The organism is Pseudarthrobacter sp. AL07 (assembly GCF_029960665.1).
GTDB lineage: Bacteria > Actinomycetota > Actinomycetes > Actinomycetales > Micrococcaceae > Arthrobacter.
The window spans coordinates 73,650-91,854 of the sequence record NZ_JASBRB010000009.1; the positions used below are offsets into that span (position 1 = coordinate 73,650).

16 protein-coding genes and 1 tRNA gene are annotated in these 18,205 nt (G+C 65.3%); 11 read left to right on the top strand and 6 right to left on the bottom strand.

Annotated elements, in window-relative coordinates; translation table 11 throughout:
* Positions 1–2 precede the first annotated feature (2 nt).
* From QK290_RS10025 to QK290_RS10035, 3 genes are all read left to right on the top strand, one after another.
* Positions 3–1,406, top strand: coding sequence for an MFS transporter (locus QK290_RS10025; protein ID WP_282330519.1), 1,404 nt, complete (start codon positions 3–5; stop codon positions 1,404–1,406).
* Positions 1,407–1,534: 128 nt separating this feature from the next.
* Positions 1,535–2,017 carry a TrkA C-terminal domain-containing protein gene (locus QK290_RS10030; RefSeq protein WP_282330520.1) on the top strand — a complete coding sequence of 161 codons (483 nt, stop codon included), beginning with the start codon at positions 1,535–1,537 and terminating at the stop codon, positions 2,015–2,017.
* 5 nt (positions 2,018–2,022) lie between these two features.
* Positions 2,023–3,204, top strand: a complete 1,182-nt coding sequence (locus tag QK290_RS10035) for a cation:proton antiporter (RefSeq protein ID WP_282330521.1) — start codon at positions 2,023–2,025, stop codon at positions 3,202–3,204.
* 50 nt (positions 3,205–3,254) lie between these two features.
* On the opposite strand, the gene dcd is transcribed toward QK290_RS10035, so the two are convergent.
* Positions 3,255–3,830: a dCTP deaminase gene (gene dcd / locus QK290_RS10040; RefSeq protein WP_185261861.1), complete on the bottom strand. Its 576-nt coding sequence runs from the start codon at positions 3,828–3,830 to the stop codon at positions 3,255–3,257.
* Between the two features lie 138 nt (positions 3,831–3,968).
* On the opposite strand from dcd, the gene QK290_RS10045 reads away from it, so the two are divergent.
* Positions 3,969–5,687, top strand: a complete 1,719-nt coding sequence (locus QK290_RS10045; protein ID WP_348994453.1) for a CAP domain-containing protein — start codon at positions 3,969–3,971, stop codon at positions 5,685–5,687.
* A 3-nt stretch (positions 5,688–5,690) separates the two neighbouring features.
* On the opposite strand, the gene QK290_RS10050 is transcribed toward QK290_RS10045, so the two are convergent.
* Positions 5,691–6,134: an SRPBCC family protein gene (locus tag QK290_RS10050; RefSeq protein ID WP_282330522.1), complete on the bottom strand. Its 444-nt coding sequence runs from the start codon at positions 6,132–6,134 to the stop codon at positions 5,691–5,693.
* Positions 6,135–6,384: 250 nt separating this feature from the next.
* On the opposite strand from QK290_RS10050, the gene QK290_RS10055 reads away from it, so the two are divergent.
* A tRNA-Gly gene (locus QK290_RS10055) sits at positions 6,385–6,458 on the top strand.
* A 40-nt stretch (positions 6,459–6,498) separates the two neighbouring features.
* On the opposite strand, the gene QK290_RS10060 is transcribed toward QK290_RS10055, so the two are convergent.
* Positions 6,499–6,876 (bottom strand): hypothetical protein, encoded by a 378-nt coding sequence (locus QK290_RS10060; RefSeq protein WP_282330523.1) that lies wholly within the window; start codon positions 6,874–6,876, stop codon positions 6,499–6,501.
* Positions 6,877–7,075: 199 nt separating this feature from the next.
* Here QK290_RS10060 and QK290_RS10065 point away from each other — a divergent pair, with 199 nt between their 5' ends.
* Positions 7,076–7,213 (top strand): hypothetical protein, encoded by a 138-nt coding sequence (locus tag QK290_RS10065; protein ID WP_185261864.1) that lies wholly within the window; start codon positions 7,076–7,078, stop codon positions 7,211–7,213.
* On the top strand, positions 7,210–8,364 hold the full coding sequence (locus QK290_RS10070; protein WP_282330524.1) for a N(5)-(carboxyethyl)ornithine synthase: 1,155 nt from the start codon (positions 7,210–7,212) through the stop codon (positions 8,362–8,364). Before QK290_RS10065 ends, QK290_RS10070 begins: the two co-directional genes overlap by 4 nt.
* Here the strand turns inward: QK290_RS10070 and QK290_RS10075 are convergent.
* Positions 8,361–9,758: an MFS transporter gene (locus tag QK290_RS10075; protein WP_282330525.1), complete on the bottom strand. Its 1,398-nt coding sequence runs from the start codon at positions 9,756–9,758 to the stop codon at positions 8,361–8,363. The two genes, QK290_RS10070 and QK290_RS10075, sit on opposite strands and share 4 nt — an antisense overlap.
* A gap of 160 nt (positions 9,759–9,918) precedes the next feature.
* Here QK290_RS10075 and QK290_RS10080 point away from each other — a divergent pair, with 160 nt between their 5' ends.
* Both QK290_RS10080 and QK290_RS10085 read left to right on the top strand, forming a co-directional pair.
* Complete coding sequence (locus QK290_RS10080; protein ID WP_282330526.1) at positions 9,919–10,773, top strand: LysR substrate-binding domain-containing protein; 855 nt, start codon at positions 9,919–9,921, stop codon at positions 10,771–10,773.
* 156 nt (positions 10,774–10,929) lie between these two features.
* Positions 10,930–11,244: a hypothetical protein gene (locus QK290_RS10085; protein ID WP_282330527.1), complete on the top strand. Its 315-nt coding sequence runs from the start codon at positions 10,930–10,932 to the stop codon at positions 11,242–11,244.
* Between the two features lie 127 nt (positions 11,245–11,371).
* Here QK290_RS10085 and QK290_RS10090 read toward each other — a convergent pair whose 3' ends face one another.
* Both QK290_RS10090 and QK290_RS10095 read right to left on the bottom strand, forming a co-directional pair.
* Positions 11,372–14,851: a bifunctional proline dehydrogenase/L-glutamate gamma-semialdehyde dehydrogenase gene (locus tag QK290_RS10090; RefSeq protein WP_282330528.1), complete on the bottom strand. Its 3,480-nt coding sequence runs from the start codon at positions 14,849–14,851 to the stop codon at positions 11,372–11,374.
* A 279-nt stretch (positions 14,852–15,130) separates the two neighbouring features.
* Positions 15,131–16,594 (bottom strand): amino acid permease, encoded by a 1,464-nt coding sequence (locus QK290_RS10095; RefSeq protein ID WP_282330529.1) that lies wholly within the window; start codon positions 16,592–16,594, stop codon positions 15,131–15,133.
* Between the two features lie 151 nt (positions 16,595–16,745).
* On the opposite strand from QK290_RS10095, the gene QK290_RS10100 reads away from it, so the two are divergent.
* Positions 16,746–17,672, top strand: a complete 927-nt coding sequence (locus QK290_RS10100) for a LysR substrate-binding domain-containing protein (protein ID WP_282330530.1) — start codon at positions 16,746–16,748, stop codon at positions 17,670–17,672.
* 107 nt (positions 17,673–17,779) lie between these two features.
* Positions 17,780–18,205, top strand: a complete 426-nt coding sequence (panD, locus tag QK290_RS10105; RefSeq protein WP_181037322.1) for an aspartate 1-decarboxylase — start codon at positions 17,780–17,782, stop codon at positions 18,203–18,205.

Sequence of the window (18,205 nt, forward strand, 5' to 3'; positions counted from 1 at the left end):
CTATGAACACCGCCAGCGCTCCTGAGGCCATGCAGCCGTCATCGGAACTCGCGGCCGGAACCCATGCCACCAGCAAGGGCCGGGTGCTCGCCTGGGCCGCCTGGGACTGGGGTTCGGCGGCCTTCAACGCAGTCATGACCACCTTCGTCTTCACCGTCTACCTCACCTCCAACGCCTTCGGCGGCGAAGACCAGGCTTCTGCCGTTCTTGGCAGTGCACTGGCCATTGCGGGGATCGCCATCGCGCTGCTTGCTCCGGTGACCGGGCAGCGCTCGGACAACGGAGGCCGCCGCAAGCTGTGGCTTGGGGTCAACACGGCCGCCGTGGCCATCCTGACGGGCCTGTGCTTCTTTGTCTTCCCTCGGCCGGAGTTCCTTCTGCTGGGCGTTTCTCTCATCGCGCTGGGGAATGTGTTTTTTGAGTTCGCCGGCGTCAACTACAACGCCATGTTGGCCCAGATCTCCACGCCGAAAAACATCGGCAAGGTTAGCGGATTCGGCTGGGGCATGGGCTACCTGGGCGGCATTGTGGCATTGCTGATTGTGCTGCAGCTCTTTGTGCAGCCGAGCTTCGACTGGTTCGGCGCCTCCACCGAGGACAGCCTGAACATCCGGCTGGTAGCTGTGTTCTCCGCCCTGTGGTTCTTCATCTTCGCCCTGCCGGTGCTGTTCGCTGTCCCTGAACTCCCGCGGCCGGAGCGGGCCCAACCCCTGGGACTCCTGGCCTCCTACCGCCTGCTGTTCCGGCGGATCAAGGCAATCTATGCCACCAGTCCGCACACCATCTATTTCCTCCTGGCCAGCGCCGTCTTCCGCGACGGCCTCGCGGCCGTGTTCACGTTCGGCGGCATCATCGCGGCCGGCACGTTCGGCTTCGAATTATCCGAAGTCATCTTCTTCGCCATCTTTGGGAACGTGGTGGCGGCCGTGGGGGCGGTCATCGGCGGGTTCCTGGACGACCGGGTGGGGCCCAAGGCCGTCATTGTGGGTTCCCTCGTGGGGCTGCTGATCGCCGGGACCATGATCCTGGTCCTCGGCAACGGGGACTACATCTTCTTTGGCACGGCGTGGGCAGGCAGCACTACGTTCTGGGTCTTCGGACTGTTCCTGTGCCTGTTTGTGGGACCCGCCCAGTCCTCGTCGCGGGCATACCTGGCCCGGCTGGCACCCCACGGTGAGTCCGGCGAGCTGTTCGGCCTCTACGCCACCACCGGCCGCGCCGTCAGCTTCCTGGCTCCGGCGCTGTTCACCCTGTGCATCGTGCTGGCCACTCCTCTGGTGGCGCCCGGCGAGGCCCAGCGCTGGGGCATCCTCGGCATCATGGTGGTGCTGCTCGCCGGCCTGCTGGTTCTGCTCCCGGTGAAGTCGCCGGACAAGACCGCCATCGCCGTCGTCCCCGTCTCCTAGCACCAACGGATACCTGGGCCCCGCTCCCTGGAAGCGCGAATGGGCGCGTAAAGAGCCCCCGGCCGCCTGCCCGAGCCGCCCTGCGCACACCCAACCGAAAACCGTTGGTGGAGACTAGGCTGAGTTGTATGAACGTGGACGAGACTGACCTCCCCGGCCTGGGCCGTCGGAAGGACTTCATGACGGCTTCCGGCCGCCGCATCGGCGTGGTGGAGCTGCGGGAGGGCACGATGGAACTCATCGTTTCCACCTGGGACGATCCTGACACCTGCCAGGCGTCGATTCCCCTGACCGGGGATGAGGCCGCCGCCCTGGGTAACCTCCTGGGCGGGCAGCACCTGGCCATGAAACTGAGTGAAGAGCACAAGGAGATTCCGGGCATCGTGACCCGTCAGTTCTCCATCGCTCCGGAATCGCCGTTCCAGAACCAGCCCATGGGAAAGGCCTGCATCCGCACCCGCTGCGGAGTCTCGATCGTGGCGATCATGCGTGAAGGAGAGGTGCTCCCGTCGCCGGGACCCGACGTCGTCCTTCACTCCGGTGACCTCCTGGTCGCAGTGGGAACGCAAGAAGGCCTCGATTCGGCGGCCGACATCCTGCGCAACGGCTGAGCGCCATGGACCCGCTGGCCCTGACCCTCATTGAACTGGGGGCCGTTGTGTTCTGCCTTGGCCTCCTGGCCAGGCTGGCCGGACGGATCGGAATGTCGCCCATCCCGCTCTACCTCGTTGGCGGACTCGCCTTCGGCGCAGGCGGCGTGGTCAAGCTCGAAGGCATGCAGGAATTCGCACATCTCTCCGGCGAAATCGGCGTGATCCTGCTGCTGCTTATGCTCGGTTTGGAATATACGGCTGCCGAGCTCTTCACCGGTCTGCGTAGGTCCTGGCAGGCCGGTGTTCTTGACCTGGTGCTGAATTTCATCCCGGGCGCGGGGCTGGCGCTGCTGCTTGGCTGGGGCCTGGTGGGCGCGATGGTCATGGGCGGTGTCACGTATATATCGTCTTCCGGGATCGCGGCCAAGGTCATCACGGACCTGGGCCGGATCGGTAACCGCGAGACCCCCGTGGTGCTGTCCATCCTGGTGTTTGAGGACCTGGCCATGGCCGTGTACCTGCCGATCCTCACCGCAACCCTTGCCGGCGTCGGCTTCCTGGGCGGGCTCACTACCGTGGGAATCTCCTTGGCAGTGGTCACCGTGGTGTTGATGGTGGCGCTCCGCCACGGCCACCGGGTATCCCAGGCCGTGCACAGCGAAAATTCCGAAGTCTTCCTGCTCAATCTCCTCGGCGCTGCACTGCTGGTGGCTGGCGTAGCATCCGCCCTGCAGGTTTCGGCCGCAGTGGGCGCGTTTATGTTGGGCATCGCCATTTCGGGGGCCACCGCCCACAGCGCCACCCGGATCCTGGAACCGCTGCGGGATCTCTTTGCAGCCATCTTCTTTGTGGCCTTCGGGCTCAACACCGACCCGACCACCATCCCGCCGGTGTTCGGGTGGGCCCTGATCTTGGCTGTCATCACGGCCATCACCAAGATGGTCACAGGCATCTGGGCCGCCAAGCGGGCCGGCATTGCCCGCCCGGGGCGCTTCCGTGCCGGCGCCGCCCTGATTGCGCGCGGCGAGTTCTCCATCGTGATCGCCGGGCTGGCCGTGGCGTCAGGCGTGGTCCCGGACGAGCTGGCCGCCCTGGCAACCGCCTACGTGCTGATCATGGCCATCCTTGGGCCGCTGGCAGCGCGCTATGTGGAGCCGGCGCTGAAGGCCTTCGGTGGATCCGTCCGGTTGTCCGCAAAGGCGTAGGGCCGGGCTCAATCACGCATCCGGGGGATCTCACCCCTCGCTGAAGCGGCTCAGACCTCGGTGCGGTGGAAGTTCAGGTGGCTGCGGCTGGCTGTTGGCCCGCGCTGGCCCTGGTAGCGGTTGCCGTATTCGCCCGAGCCGTAGGGGAACTCAGCTGCAGAGGTCAGCCGGAAGAAACACAGCTGGCCGATCTTCATGCCGGGCCAGAGCTTGATGGGCAGCGTGGCCATGTTGGAGAGCTCCAGCGTGACGTGGCCGGAAAATCCCGGATCAATAAACCCTGCGGTGGAGTGGGTCAGCAGGCCCAGGCGGCCCAGCGAGGATTTGCCTTCCAGCCGCGCAGCAATATCGTCAGGCAGCGTGACAGTCTCGTAGGTGGAGCCCAGCACAAACTCGCCGGGGTGCAGGATGAACGGCTCTCCGCTCTCCACTTCCACCAGCCGGGTCAGCTCAGGCTGCTCTTCCGCTGGGTCGATATGCGCGTACTTGTGGTTGTCGAAGAGTCGGAAAAACCGGTCGATCCGGACATCCACGGACGACGGCTGGACCATCTCGGGATCGTACGGTTCGAGGACGATCCGTTGGGAGTTTAGTTCGGCACGAATGTCGCGGTCAGAGATCAGCACCGTCCCAAATTACTATGTGTTGTCCACAGCGCACACTTTTTCGTTGTTGCTGCCGCCTACTGGGGCTAATGTTGCCTCAGAATGACACCGCCGGATGGTCTCCCCGGTTGGTACAACTGAACTGATCTGGGGTTGGTTTTGAATAAATTTGCGGCGCCCGCCGTTGTGGCGATGCTATGTGCGCTCGCGCTGGTGTCCCCGGCCGCCGGCATGTATTCCGGCCCACCAGTGGATGGGCCGTCAGTCCAGGTGGGTGCCCTGGGGCCGCGCACGGTCACGTTGGGCCCGGCGGGAACAGCGGACGACGGCGGCGCACCCGACGTTGGGACCAGCACCGGTTCCCTACTCGCCCCAGCCGTGGAACCGGTGATCGCACCGGCCTCGCCCGCCGGGGAAAGCATGTCAGGGACCGCAGCAGCGCCTCCGACGGCGACGGTGGCTGCCCCCGTGACCGCCGCTTCCGAAGCAATCGCGCCCGAGCCGCCCTCCATCCCACCGCTTTGGGCCCCTGACTCTGAACTGGCGGACAACAAAACCGCAGCGCCCGTCCCCCCGGTCCCCGCAACCGAGTCCCTCACCACCGGATCGCTTGGCACCGAGGCCCTGGTGCCGGACAGCAACACGGCCGCCATCCTCACGGTTTTCAACGAAATCAATAAGTACCGGGTGGCCAATAGCCTGGCCCCGGTCAAGTACCACCCCACGGTCGCCGGCATGTCGCAGGAGTGGTCCGACAGCATCGCATCCCGCGAAGTCATTGAACACCGCGCCAGCTTCTGGACCGACCCCCGGGCCCTGAACCCCAACAACGGCGCGGGTGAGGTCATTGCCATCCGCACGGACCGGAACGCGGCACAGCTGGTGGAGTGGTGGAAAAACTCGCCAGGCCACAACGCCATGCTGCTAGACCCGCGCTTCAACGTCATGGGCGCCGGGATCTCCTACACGAACAGCCTGTACACCATCTGGGGCGTGGTGAACTTCTTCGGCTACACCACCCTGCCCGCCGGCACAGTCACCTCCCCCGGGGGCAGCTCCGGCGGAGGCGCTTTCCCCGTCCCGGCGCCCACCCTCTGCGATCCGGCCGTCAAACACATGCCGCCCACCCTGGACCTGACCAGCGCAGCCATCAACAGTGCAGCTGATCTGGTGACCATCAACGCCTCGGGCCAGCTGGTCAACCGCCCCTCCACCGGGAACAGGACCTTTGGTGCTGCCAAGATCATCGGCTCCGGATTCGGAACGGCCAAGGAAGTCTTCACCACGGACTGGGACCGCGACGGCGCCTACGACCTCCTGACCCAGTGGAACGACGGCCGGCTGACGCTCCACCGGGGTATCGCCACCGGGGGGTTCCAATCCTCGTACACGCTGGGCACGAGCGGCTGGGAAACCATGACGCTGGCCGTGGGCGGCTGGTGTGCCAACAACCGGCTTCCCCAGCTGGTTGCCCTGGATCCCGCCGGCACCCTGTTCCTCTATCCGAACGTGGGCCTGGCCGACATGTCCACGCGCACCCAGATAGCCACCGGCGTATCGGCCAGGAAGCTCGCCATGGTGGACTTTGACGCCGACGGTTTCCAGGATCTCCTGGCCATAAAGCCAGACGGCGGTGTGCTGCTTTACCGCGGAGCTGGCACTCCGGTGCCACGCGCCGAAGCCCGCCTTACCGTCATCACCGGCTGGACCGATGTCACGGGAATCCGTCCGCTGCGAGACGTGACAGCCCTGAACTCCACGGGGGTGGCACTGCGCCGGGCCAATGACGTGGTGCAGTACTGGAACCTGAGCACCGGAACGCTGGCGTCGCCGTCGAACATCACCGGAAGCTGGGCGGGCCAGCGGCTGGCGCAGTAGCCCTCAGGCCGCCGACCGCACTTCCAGGACATCCTTGAGCCGCGCGAGCTGGGACACTTCGGCCTTGATGGTGCGCTGGATGCCGGCGTTCATCAGGCCCAGGAGGCCCTTGGGCTGGTATTCGAGGGCGAACCTGACCCTGGTGCCGGCCGGCTCGGTGCTGAGGTAGTAGCCGCCGGAGTGCTGCGACGGGACGGAGACCACCTGGAACTGGATCTCGGCGCCCGGCCTGGCCTGCGTTATTTCGAAGTCGGCGGAGATGGTCCGGCCTGACCGGCCCGTGGTGGTCTGCCGGTAGACGGCGCCCTTGGTCCCGGCGGCGCCGGACACCAAGCTGATGCTGCGGATGCCCCTGCGCCATTGCGGAAGGTTCATGCCGTCCACCAGGAACGTGTACACACTCATTGCGTCGCACCGGATAAGCACCTCGTGCTCTGCAAATGCCATGGGAGTCCTTAGTTAGCGGCGGTCAGTAGTAGCCCGCCCCACCCCCCATGACACAGCAGCTAACGGGTTCAGAGTAGCCACTCGGCCCGCCGGGGACCTAGCCAGCGGCGGCGCCGTTATTGAAGAGTTACTGGATGACGCGGCGGGTAGCGCCCATCCCGGCGGACACGCACGCGGTGCGTGGCCGCGGTGCGTACGCTGCATCGCATCTGCGCTAAGCTAAGTTCTGCCCCGCTCAAACCGGGGCGATGCGGCTGTAGCTCAATGGTAGAGCGCTAGCTTCCCAAGCTTGATACGCGGGTCCGATTCCCGTCAGCCGCTCCACAGTCTTCGAATCATGGTTTTCGCCGCGCCGCAGCGAGTCCTAGCCGCGCCGGGCCTTCCTGATGTCCCGTTCCACGGCATTCTTCAGCGTCGCAAGCCTGGCCGCCTCCTGTTTCCGATAGGCGCCCTCCTTGACCCCGGAAAACATGCGCCCGATTCCCTTGGGAACGTACTGCGCAGTCACGGTCAGCCTTGTGCTGTCCGCCACGGGATACACCACGCACGAACAGGTGATGGTTTCCGTACGGGTTTCGTGCGTTTCGGTCCAGGAACGGTCCGCCACCAGGTTGTCGACATGGAGCACCACGCCCTCCTGGCCGGTACCTGCCGAGCGGGCCTGGAGGTCCACGCAGAACGCATAGACCTCCGGCCGGCCACAGGGGACAAGGACCGTACTCTCAATCGTGATGGTTCCCATGATTCTGTTCCCGTACTTCCGCAGGCCTGCCCGGCACAGTGCCCAGAGCGCTATTTTCACACCGGGAACCCTCGGGCACAATGGCTGGCGCGCCTGCGGGTCTGTTCCAACTCTGTCCGCTTATTCTCCGGTGGCCGTTAGGCCCTGCCGTGTATCGTCAGAAGTCAGGAGCCTCTTCGGTTCCGCTACAGGAGCAATCATGGCTGACAAGTCCCCGCGTCAAGCAGCATCCAAAAAAGCCGGCAAGTCCATCAAGGAGAAGCGCGCCGACAAGCGGGCCGCCGGAGCCCCGGCCACCTCCCTGGACGTTACGTCCAAGGCCGCAAAAAAGAAGTGAGTGGCAAACAGAGCCACCTGACCCTCGGCGTCCTGGCCTCCACCCGGAAACAGGACGAACGCCGCGTCCCCATCCACCCCCTGCATTTCGAGCGGATCGCGCCGGAACTGCGCCAGCGCATCATCCTGGAGCAGGGCTACGGCGAGCGCTTCGGCGTCTCGGATGACCACCTCGGAACCCTGGTGGGCAAAATGGCCACCAAGGAAGCGCTGCTGGCGGAGGCCGACGTCGTCCTCCTGCCCAAGCCGCAGCCGGAGGATCTCGCGGAACTGCGGGACGGCCAGATCCTCTGGGGCTGGCCGCACTGTGTCCAGGACCGTGCCATCACGCAGCTGGCCATCGACAAGAAGCTCACGCTGATTGCCTTCGAAGCGATGAACCACTGGGCGAGCGACGGCGGTTTCGGGCTTCACGTGTTCCACAAGAACAACGAGCTGGCCGGCTACTGCTCCGTACTTCATGCGCTCTCGCTCACCGGATCCACCGGGGACTACGGCCGCCGCCTCAGTGCCGTGGTGATCGGCTTCGGCGCTACCGCCCGCGGCGCCGTGACCGCGCTGAATGCGCATGGCATCCATGACGTGCAGGTGCTGACCAACCGGGGAGTTGCGGCGGTTGGCGCCCCGATCCACTCGGTCAACATCGTCCAGTTTGATCACGACGACGAGGCCCCCTTCCTGAGCCAGGTCATCACTGAGCGGGGTCGGGTTCCGCTGGCGCCGTTCCTGGCCGAAAGCGACATCGTGGTCAACTGCACGCTGCAGGACCCGAACAATCCGCTGACGTACTTGCGGGCTGAGGACCTCGCGGCGTTCAGCCCCGGCAGCCTGGTGGTCGACGTGTCGTGCGACGAGGGAATGGGCTTCAGCTGGGCGCGCTCCACCACATTCGCCGAACCGATGTTTACCATCGGCGACCACATCAACTACTACGCCGTGGACCACAGCCCGTCCTACCTCTGGAATTCCTCCAGTTGGGAGATCAGCCAGGCCCTGTTGCCGTTCCTTGAGACGGTCATCGGCGGCCCGGAGTCGTGGGACGGAAACGAAACCATTTCCCGCTCCATCGAGATCCGCGAGGGTGTGGTCCTCAACAAGGACGTGCTGGAGTTCCAGCGGCGGGAGCCGGAGTACCCGCACTACCCGGCCTAGCCGGCACCCTCGGGCCGCGGCGCGTACGCCTCACGGCTGATGATCCGCAGCGGGTGGCGGCGGTCCTTAAGGTCCACCCTGAGTGCCAGCTCGCCCTTTCGGGCCAGGACGACGCCGACAGTCACCGCGGCGAGCGCCGGCACCCCGCCGGAGACCATGAGTGCCACGTGCGGGTCCACGTGCTCCGCGATCCAGCCGAGCATCGGCCCGCCGATGGCCTGGCCGCCGATCAGCACCATGATGTACAGGCTCATGACCCGGCCCCGGATGCCCATGTTTGAGCTGATCTGGACCAGCTGGTTGGAACCGGTCAGGAACATCAGGCACCAGAATCCGGACAGGACCATCACCACGCTGAACCACACCATGGACGGCGCCAGCGCGGCCAGGCACAGCATCAGACCGTACATTCCGGCGCAGAACACCACCGACCGGAGCCGCAGCTGGCGGCGCCGGGTGGAGGCGACAGCACCGGCCAACGCTCCGAGTGCCACCAGTGCGTTCAGCAGGCCGTAGCCGCCGGCACCGACGTCGTAGACGTGGTCCGCGAAGGCGGCGAGCAGGACGGGCAGGCTCATGGCGAAGACGGAGATGAAGCCGGCCATCAGCCACGGCCAGTAGATGGTGGGTTTGCTGAGCGCGTACTGCAGCCCCTCACGCAGCATGCCCTTTTTCTTGGGGGCGGGAGCGCTGAGGAACAGCTGGTCCTTGCGCAGGAGCAGCAGCATGGTCACCGTGGAGCAGCACGCCAGCGCATTCGCGGCGAAGGCCCAGCCTGCGCCGACGGCAGTGAGCAGCAGTCCTGCCAGCGCCGGGCCGATCAGGCCGCCCAGCTGGAACGTGGTGGAGTTGACGCTGATGGCGTTTCGCAGGTACCTGGGACCTACCAGTTCGTTGACGAACACCTGGCGCGCGGGCTGATCCAGTACCGTGACCAGGCCCAGCAGCAGCGCGATGAGGTAGACGTGCCACACTTCGATGACGCCGGTCAGGGCAAGCACCGCGAGTGCCGCCGCGAGGACCGCGGCGAGGCTCTGGCAAAGGATGAGAATCCTGCGCTTGGCGAACCGGTCCGCCATCATGCCGCCCCAGGGACCCAGAAGCAGCGACGGCATGAACTGCAGAGCCACCGTGATGCCCACGGCGGTGACGGAACCGGACAGTTCCAGCACCAGCCAGTCCTGGGCGATCCGCTGCATCCAGAGGGCGATGACCGCGACAAAGTGCCCGATCGCGAAGATGCGGAAATTGGGGACCCGCAGGGAGATAAACGTGTGCCGCCAGGGCAGGTGTTCACTGACGAAGGCGATGGGTTGGGTTTGGATGGAAGCGGCGGAGGCGGAGTCGATGACGGGCTGGCTGACGGTTGGCGACGTTGGCGGTGGGGGTGCCACAGGGATGTCCTCAGGGAAGCGGGCGGACTGGGATGCTTCCCACGCTAGGCTGGTCCCAGATGATTATGTAGCCCTATCGCGTCTATAACTACCATTACAAAACGTAATGTCTCCCACTCTGACGTGGGTGAATAGCCGCCCGGCAGTCAAGGAGTCCATCGTGTTCGAACCCGCCCAACTCCGCTCCTTCCTTGCTGTGGCCGAGACGCTCAGTTTCACCAAGGCAGCGGAACGCCTGGGCCTGGCACAGCCCACAGTCAGCCAGCACGTCCGCAAGCTGGAGACGGCCGCCAAACGAATCCTCGTCAGCAGGGACACGCGCGATGTCCGGCTCACGGACAACGGGGACGCGATGGCCGGCTTCGCCCGCACCATCCTTGCGGCCCACGATGCCGCCACCCGGTACTTCTCCGGCTCGGCCATGCGGGGTAGGCTGCGTTTCGGCACGGCAGATGACCTGGCCATCACCGGCCTCCCCCGGATCCTTCGTGAGTTCCGGCAGGTCTATCCACAGATCAACCTGGAGCTCACCGTTGGCCAGAGCGATCAGCTGTACAAGAAACTCAACGCGGGCCAGCTGGACCTGGTGTTTGTGAAGTGGGTGGCCGGCGTCAAGGACGGCACAGTGGTCCAGCACGACACCTTTTCCTGGGTGGGACTGGAGCAGACGTCCCTGGAGCCCGGGGATCCCGTCCCCCTGATCGCCTACCCCTCCCCCAGCCTTAGCCGGAAACTGGCCATCGATGCGCTGGAATCAAGCGGCCGGACCTGGCGGATCACGTGCACCACCCGGCAGATCAGCGGCGTCCTGGCGGCACTCCGGGCAGGCATCGGCGTTGCCGTGATGCCGACGTCGCTGGTTCCCGAAGACCTGAAAATCATCACCCGCCGGTTCGACCTGCCGCCGGTAGGCGACGTCGACTTCACCCTCATCCGCAACCCGCTGGCCAACGCCGAGGTGATCGACGCGCTGACCCAGGCCATCGTCGGACGGACGCTCAAAAAGTCGGTCTGACCAAATTTGCCGCAGGATTCAGGGCTGAAACGAACCATTGAAGTAAAAGCCCGCCTCCTCTATGCTGGATTCTCCATGGGGTCAAGCAGTGGCCGGTTCAACACTACGAGTGCGCCCCGCAGCCCATGATGTGGCCGTACTCGGGATAGGCAGCCAATGACGACAGCCGAGAATACCCATTTACACCCTGTATATACCCAGCGGCATAGCACTGCACGGCCGCTGGTCACCCCTCATTCCAGCTACAGCACCGGCATTTCGCGGGCCGCCGAGTACATCGGCAAGCCCACATGCGACAAGTGCGGCACGGATGAATTCATTTACCTCGAGTCCTTCATTCCGCCGGTGTACCGGCGTGACGGGGCGGTCAGGACACTGGGCGAAGTCGCCTACACCTGCACCCGTTGCGAAAATTTCTCCGCCCACAATGTTCCTGCATCGTGGACTCCCCCAGGCTGGTATCTGGGCTAATTACCAACGGTCTCCAGGCTCGCCCCGGCGCAGCCCCTGATCACTACTCAACTATTCAGAAGCGAAGGCCCGGCAACCGCCCGAAGGCGGCCACCGGGCCTTTTCGTGTCTGTTGGGCCGGTCAGCCCTAGATCAGCGACGCCGAGAGGTGGTTCGGGGTGCCGAACCGGTGGGCCGTGACGCTGATGGCCTGCTCGTGCAGGAACGGCAACAGCTCCACCCGTCCGGCCTCCGTGACCGCGTGGGCGTAGATCGCCAGGTCCGGACGCCCGTCCGTGGCCTCGGCGAGGGCGGTGGCGTCACCGCCGATCAGGCGGATACGCGCGCCGGAGAGTTTGCCCGCCGCGGCGAGGCGTGCCGCCGAAGTCAGCCAGCCGGCGTCGGACTCCACCGTGACGTTGATGTCCAGCCCGATGAGCACGGCGCGCAGCTGGGCGGGAAGGTCGACGGCGGTGGAGACGGTGAGTGCCGAACCGGCCAGGACGCCGGCCGCCACAGTCCGCGCCAAGTGGGCCAGTGGGGCACCTTCGGAGAGCCGCACGGTGACCGGCAGCCCACGGTAACGGAAGATGTTCCGCTCCGCACTGAGCCCGGAAACGTCCTTGGCGTTGCCGAACTCCTCGGCCCAGGCCTGTGCGTCGGAGGCCAGGGAACGTTGCAGCGTCCCGAGTTCGCCCGGCTGCAGGGCGCCTGCGGCGGCGTTCAGGATACGGCCGACGTCGGCGTTGGTGATCGGGGCGTCAGCAGTGCTGGCTGTGCTGGTCCAGTCACCGAGGCCGGCCAGGTAGTTGGGTCCGCCTGCCTTGGTGCCGGCCCCAACGGCGGATTTCTTCCAGCCGCCGAACGGCTGGCGCTGCACGATAGCGCCGGTGATGCCGCGGTTCACATAGAGGTTTCCGGCCTGGATAGAGTCCAGCCAGGTGCCGAGCTCGTCCGGGTCCAGGGCGTGCAGGCCGGCGGTGAGGCCGTACTCCACCTGGTTCTGGATCTCGATGGCCTCCTCCAGCGTGTCAGCGGTCATGACGCCCAGGACCGGTCCGAAGAATTCGGTGAGGTGAAAGTAGGACCCGCGGCGCACTCCGTAGCGCACGCCCGGGCTCCAGAGACGGCCTGTTTCGTCCAGCTCGCGCGGTTCCACAGCCCAGGTTTCGCCCTCGCCGAGGGTGGTGAGGGCGTTGAGCAGCTTGCCGTTGGCCGGCTCGATGATGGGGCCCATCTGGCTGGTGGGGTCCTGCGGGTAGCCCACCTTCAGCGAGGTGACGGCATCAACCAGCTGGTTGTGGAATCGCTTCGATTTGGCAACAGTGCCCACCAGGATTACCAGGGAGGCTGCGGAGCACTTCTGGCCGGCGTGGCCGAACGCGGAATACGCCACGTCCTTCGCGGCCAGGTCCAGGTCCGCACTCGGCGTGACGATGATGGCGTTCTTGCCGCTCGTCTCGGCCAGCAGCGGCAAGTCCTTGCGGAACGAGCGGAACAGCTCGGCGGTCTCGTAGCCGCCGGTAAGGATCACGCGGTCCACTGCGGGGTGCGAGATCAGCTGCTGACCGAGCTCACGCTCGCCGAGCTGGACCATGGTCAGCACGTCGCGCGGGATGCCGGCTTCCCACAGTGCTTCGATCATCACGGCACCGCTGCGGCGGGCCTGCTTGGCGGGTTTGATCACGACGGCGGAGCCGGCTGCAAGTGCCGCGAGGGTGGACCCTGCCGGGATGGCGACCGGGAAGTTCCACGGCGGGGTCACCACGGTGAGCTTGGCCGGGACGAACGTGGCGCCGTCGACCTTTTCCAGCTTCCGGGCGGACTCGGCGTAGTAGTGGGCAAAGTCCACAGCTTCGCTGACCTCGGGATCGCCCTGGTCGATGGTTTTGCCGGTTTCGCTGGCCATGACCTCCAGGAGGTCGGCGCGGCGGGCTTCGAGGAGGTCGCCGGCGCGGTGCAGCATCCTGGCGCGCTCGTCGCCGGTCAGGGCACCCCAGGCCTTGCCCTTCTCGACGGCGGTAGCGATGACGGCGTTCAGGGTGTCCGCGTCACTGATGGTTGCGGCCTCGACGGCGGCGTTGCCCAGCGTGGAGCCTGCCACTCGGCCCAGGATGGCACGGCCCCAGTCGCGGTTGGCGGGCAGCGACGGATCGGTGTCCGCGGTGTTCTCGAACGAGCCGTGCGGCATCGGCGCGGCAGGGAGGGCGCGGTTCTGCCGGCGGTTCGGGCCCGGGACCTCGCCGTCGAGCGTGTCGAGGGAGGCGAGGAAGCGCTGCTTCTCACGCTCGAAAAGGGATTCGTTCTCGCTGAGTTCGAACACCGCGGACATGAAGTTGTCCTGGCTGGCGCCCTCTTCGAGGCGGCGGATCAGGTAGGCGATGGCGACATCGAACTCGGCGGGGTGCACCACGGGGGTGTAGAGCAGGAGCGATCCAACGTCCCTCTTGACGGCTTCGGCCTGGCCCTGCGCCATGCCCAGCAGCATCTCGAATTCGATGCCGGCTTCCACGCCGCGCCGCTTGGCGAGCAGCCAGGCGAACGCGATGTCGAAGAGGTTGTGGCCCGCCACGCCGATCCGGATGTTGTTGATCCGGTCCGGGTGCAGCGAGTAGTTGATGACGCGCTTGTAGTTGGTGTCCGAATCCTGCTTGGTGTGCCAGGTGGCCAGCGGCCAGTCGTGCAGCGAGGCTTCGACGTGTTCCATGGGCAGGTTGGCGCCCTTGACCACGCGGACCTTGATGGCAGCGCCGCCGTTGGCGCGGCGCTCGGCGGCCCAGCCCTGGAGGCGGATCATGGCGGCGAGGGCGTCCGGGAGGTAGGCCTGCAGCACAATGCCGGCCTCGAGGTTCTTGAACTCGGGCTTGTCCAAAATCCTGGTGAAGACCGCGATGGTCATGTCCAGGTCCTTGTATTCCTCCATGTCCAGGTTGATGAACTTGGCGTTCTTCCCGGCGCCGGCGAAGGACGCGGCCTTGGCGAACAGCGGTGTGAGCTTCTCGACAACGTGCTCCACGGCCTCGTCGAATGCCCAGGCGGAGTGCGGGGCCACGGTGGAGGAAACCTTGATGGAGACGTAGTCCACGTCCGGGCGGGCCAGGAGCGTGTGGGTTCCCGCGAGCCGGCGGGACGCCTCGTGTTCGCCCAGGACGGCCTCGCCGAGGAGGTTCACGTTGAGCTTGATACCGTCCTTACGGATCTTGGCGATTGCCGGGCCCAGCTTGGCGTCGGTGGCGTCAACGATCAGGTGGCCCACCATTTCGCGGAGCACACGGCGGGCGATCGGGATGACAACCTGCGGCAGGACCGGGGCCATGGTGCCGCCGAGGCGGACGGCACTGCGCATGTACCAGGGCAGGAACGCCGGGACCTTGGGCGCCAGTGCGGCGAGGTTGCGGGCAGCCACGTGGAGGTCCTCCGGGCGGACCACGCCGTCCACGAAGCCCACGGTGAAGTCCAGACCGTTCGGATCCTTCAGCACACCGGCCAGCTGCTCAGCCGAGGCATCAACAGGAACTTTCGAAGCCTCGGTCAGCCAGCGGCGCACCAGCGTGATGGTATCCGCCGCGAGGGCACGGGCCTGCGGGACGTCTGTCTGTCCGGCGGCTTCCGTTGCAGTGTGGGTCATGGTTTGCTCGTTCTTTCCTTGGTCTGGAAGGGGTCTCATTCATCAGTATGATCTTGCAGTCACATAAGATAAAGCGATGTTTTCTAAGCAATACAGGTTAGAAAAATCAACTCTTTTCTCGAGGGCTTAAACAAGAATCGGCAGGCCAACCCCGCCCCGATGCCCTATCACTTTTGGTCGCTAAAACGCGGGTTTGGGGACCAAAAGTGATAGGGCACTGTGGATTAGGGGGTGAACCTGCCGACAAATGAGAGAGCGTCCGCGGCGGGGAGGCCGGGGTCAGCCGAGGGGCCGGTGCATTCCCACGGCTTCCTCGTGCCGGGGACTGTCAGGGTTCATCAGCGAGTGCTTGCGGCCGTAGCCGAAGTAGATGACCAGGCCAATGACGAGCCAGACGCCGAAACGCAGCCACGTCTCCCAGTGCAGCTGAAACATCAGGAATCCGGACGCCAGGACGCCGAAGGCCGGAACAAGCGGCATCAGGGGCAGCCGGAAGGTGCGTGGAGCGTCAGGCTTCTTGTAGCGGAACACAATCACCGAGAAGCAGACGACCACGAACGCGGCCAGGATGCCGATGTTGGTCAGGTCGGCGACTGCCTTGATCGGGAACACGCCGGCCAGCAGGGCGGAAGCGATGCCGGCAATCCAGGTGACGCGCTGGGGAGTGCCGTGGCGGTCCGTCTTGGCGAACCAGCCAGGGAGCAAACCGTCCCGGCTCATCGAGAACCAGACACGGGTGACGCCGAGCAGGAAGGTGAGCATGACTGTCAGGATGGACAGCACGGCAAAGACCGAGATGATCGTGGCGATGACCGGCAGTCCCACCCCGTTGAACGCGGAGGCGAAACCGGCTTTGGGATCGATGTCCTGGTAGTTCTGCATGCCGGTGAGTACCAGGGTGGCGGCGACGTACAGGAGCATCGCGATGATGAGGGACATGATGATCGCCTTGGGCATGTGCTTCTTGCCGTCGGTCGCCTCTTCCGCGGCGGTACTCATGGCGTCGTAACCGAAGACGGCGAAGAACACCGTGGCCGCGCCCGCTACAACCGGGCCGAAGCCGCTGGGCATAAACGGGTTGTAGTTGCCCGTATCGATGTAAAAGATGCCCAGACCGATGATGAACAGGATCAGGACGACCTTGATTCCGACGGCCACCAGTTCGAAGCGGCCGAACGTCTTCGTGCCTCGCGACAGGATCCAGGTCACGAGCAGGCAAACCGCGATCGCCGGGATGTTGACGATACCTCCAGTTCCCTCGTCCGGAGTCGCGGTCATCCAGGCGGGCATATGGATGCCGATGCCGGTCAGAAACGCGTCGAAGTAGCCGGATATGCCGATGGCCACTACAGCCACAATCGCGATGTACTCGAGCAGCAGATCCCAGCCAATGAACCAACCAATGATCTCACCGAGCGCCACGTAGCCGTATGTGTAGGCCGAGCCCGCCCGAGGGATCATGCCGGCGAATTCCGCGTAGGACAGCGCGGCCGCCGCGCTGGCGAGGCCGGCGATCAGGAAGGAAAACAGCACCGCCGGGCCGACGCCGGGGTTGTCTCCGCTACCGGCAGCCACCAGCCCGGCCAGGGAGAAAATACCGACGCCGATGATCCCGCCGACGCCGATAGCCGTCAGCTGCCAGAGCCCGAGGCTCTTGAACAATCCGCTGTGTTTATTCTCTTCTTCGATGTCGTCAATGGGCTTGCGTCTCATGATCGACTGGGTCATATCTTTAGGGCTCATCAGGTACTCCTGCGTGGGGTGCGGCCCCATCGCGGCGCCCCGGAAGAGGCTGTGACAGGGGTAACTCAAGTACACCAGTATGCAATCGCAATTGCGTTAGATAAAGTGACTACTTCTAACCAATATCCATTAGATTCATCAAGGAATGGCTATGCTCGATGTCCGTCGCCTGCGGCTTCTGCGCGAACTGAAGATCCGGGGCACCCTGGCGGAGGTGGCGGAGGCACTGCAGTACAGCCCGTCGTCGGTCTCCCAGCAGCTGGCCCTGCTGGAAAAGGAAGTGGGCGTCGAGCTGCTCCGGAAAACGGGGCGCCGCGTGCAGCTGACGCCCCAGGCCGAAGTCCTGGTGGCCCACACCGCCCAGCTGCTCGAAACCATGGAGCAGGCGGAGGCGGACCTGGCGGCGTCGCTGACCACTGTCACGGGAACGGTCCGGATTGCGGTGTTCCAGTCCGCGGCCCTGGCCCTGATGCCGGACACGCTCACGCGGATGACGGCGGAGTACCCGGAGGTCCGGATCGAAATGATCCAGCGCGAACCCGAAACAGCCCTTCACGAGACGTGGGCACGCGACTTTGACCTGGTCATCGCCGAACAGTATCCGGGCCACGCCGCCCCGCGGTACCCGGAACTGGACCGCATCAAGCTGACCACTGACGCGATCCGGCTGGCCGTTCCGCCGGCGGACTCCAGCCGGCCGCCCATAACGTCGCTGGAAGACACTGCCGCACTTCCCTGGGTTATGGAGCCCCGCGGCGCAGCCTCACGGCACTGGGCGGAGCAGGCCTGCCGGAGTACCGGATTCGAGCCCGACGTGCGCTTCGAAACAGCAGACCTGCAGGCGCAAATCCGGCTGATTGAGTCCGGAAATGCCGTGGGGCTGATGCCGGACCTCGTCTGGACAGGGCGGAGCACCACCGCCCGGCTGCTGGATCTGCCGGGGCATCCGCGCAGGACCGTGTTCACGTCGGTGCGCCGCGCCAGCGCACAACGGCCCGCCATCCTCGCCGCCCGCGAGACGCTGGCAGCCACCGCCATCTCAGTAGCAGGGACGGACGACGGCGGCTCGTCCGGGTAGGTGCCGGATCGCCCGGTCACGTTCCGGGCGGCTGCTCGGGCAGCCTCCGGGGCCATGTTCAGTACGTCACAGCGCGATCCGGGAGCCGGCGCTAGACTGGGCGGGTTATGAATCGCACAATGTTCAAGTCCAAAATCCACCGGGCCACCGTCACACACGCCGACCTGCACTACGTAGGATCGGTCACCGTTGACCTGGACCTGCTGGACGCTGCCGATATCCTTCCCGGTGAGCTCGTGGCCATCGTTGACGTGACCAACGGTGCGCGCCTGGAGACCTACACCATCGCCGGCGAGCGCGGCTCCGGTGTCATCGGCATCAACGGGGCAGCAGCCCACCTGATGCACGAGAACGATATTGTCATCCTCATCACCTATGCCCAGATGACCACGGAAGAGGCCCATGCCTACACCCCGAAGGTCATCCATGTGGATAAGGACAATAAGATTGTCCAGATCGGTAACGACCCCGCTGAGTGCCACACCCCTGGCCTGATGCGCCCGCCGTTCGCCCTTAACAACGCCGCCCTGTAG

Coding starts and splice junctions, on each gene's coding strand:
- QK290_RS10025 (WP_282330519.1), top strand. CDS start 3: ATGAACACCGCCAGCGCTCCTGAGGCCATGCAGCCGTCATCGGAACTC.
- QK290_RS10030 (WP_282330520.1), top strand. CDS start 1,535: ATGAACGTGGACGAGACTGACCTCCCCGGCCTGGGCCGTCGGAAGGAC.
- QK290_RS10035 (WP_282330521.1), top strand. CDS start 2,023: ATGGACCCGCTGGCCCTGACCCTCATTGAACTGGGGGCCGTTGTGTTC.
- QK290_RS10050 (WP_282330522.1), bottom strand. CDS start 6,134: ATGGCATTTGCAGAGCACGAGGTGCTTATCCGGTGCGACGCAATGAGT.
- QK290_RS10060 (WP_282330523.1), bottom strand. CDS start 6,876: ATGGGAACCATCACGATTGAGAGTACGGTCCTTGTCCCCTGTGGCCGG.
- QK290_RS10065 (WP_185261864.1), top strand. CDS start 7,076: ATGGCTGACAAGTCCCCGCGTCAAGCAGCATCCAAAAAAGCCGGCAAG.
- QK290_RS10085 (WP_282330527.1), top strand. CDS start 10,930: ATGACGACAGCCGAGAATACCCATTTACACCCTGTATATACCCAGCGG.
- QK290_RS10090 (WP_282330528.1), bottom strand. CDS start 14,851: ATGACCCACACTGCAACGGAAGCCGCCGGACAGACAGACGTCCCGCAG.
- QK290_RS10095 (WP_282330529.1), bottom strand. CDS start 16,594: ATGAGCCCTAAAGATATGACCCAGTCGATCATGAGACGCAAGCCCATT.
- QK290_RS10100 (WP_282330530.1), top strand. CDS start 16,746: ATGCTCGATGTCCGTCGCCTGCGGCTTCTGCGCGAACTGAAGATCCGG.
- panD (WP_181037322.1), top strand. CDS start 17,780: ATGAATCGCACAATGTTCAAGTCCAAAATCCACCGGGCCACCGTCACA.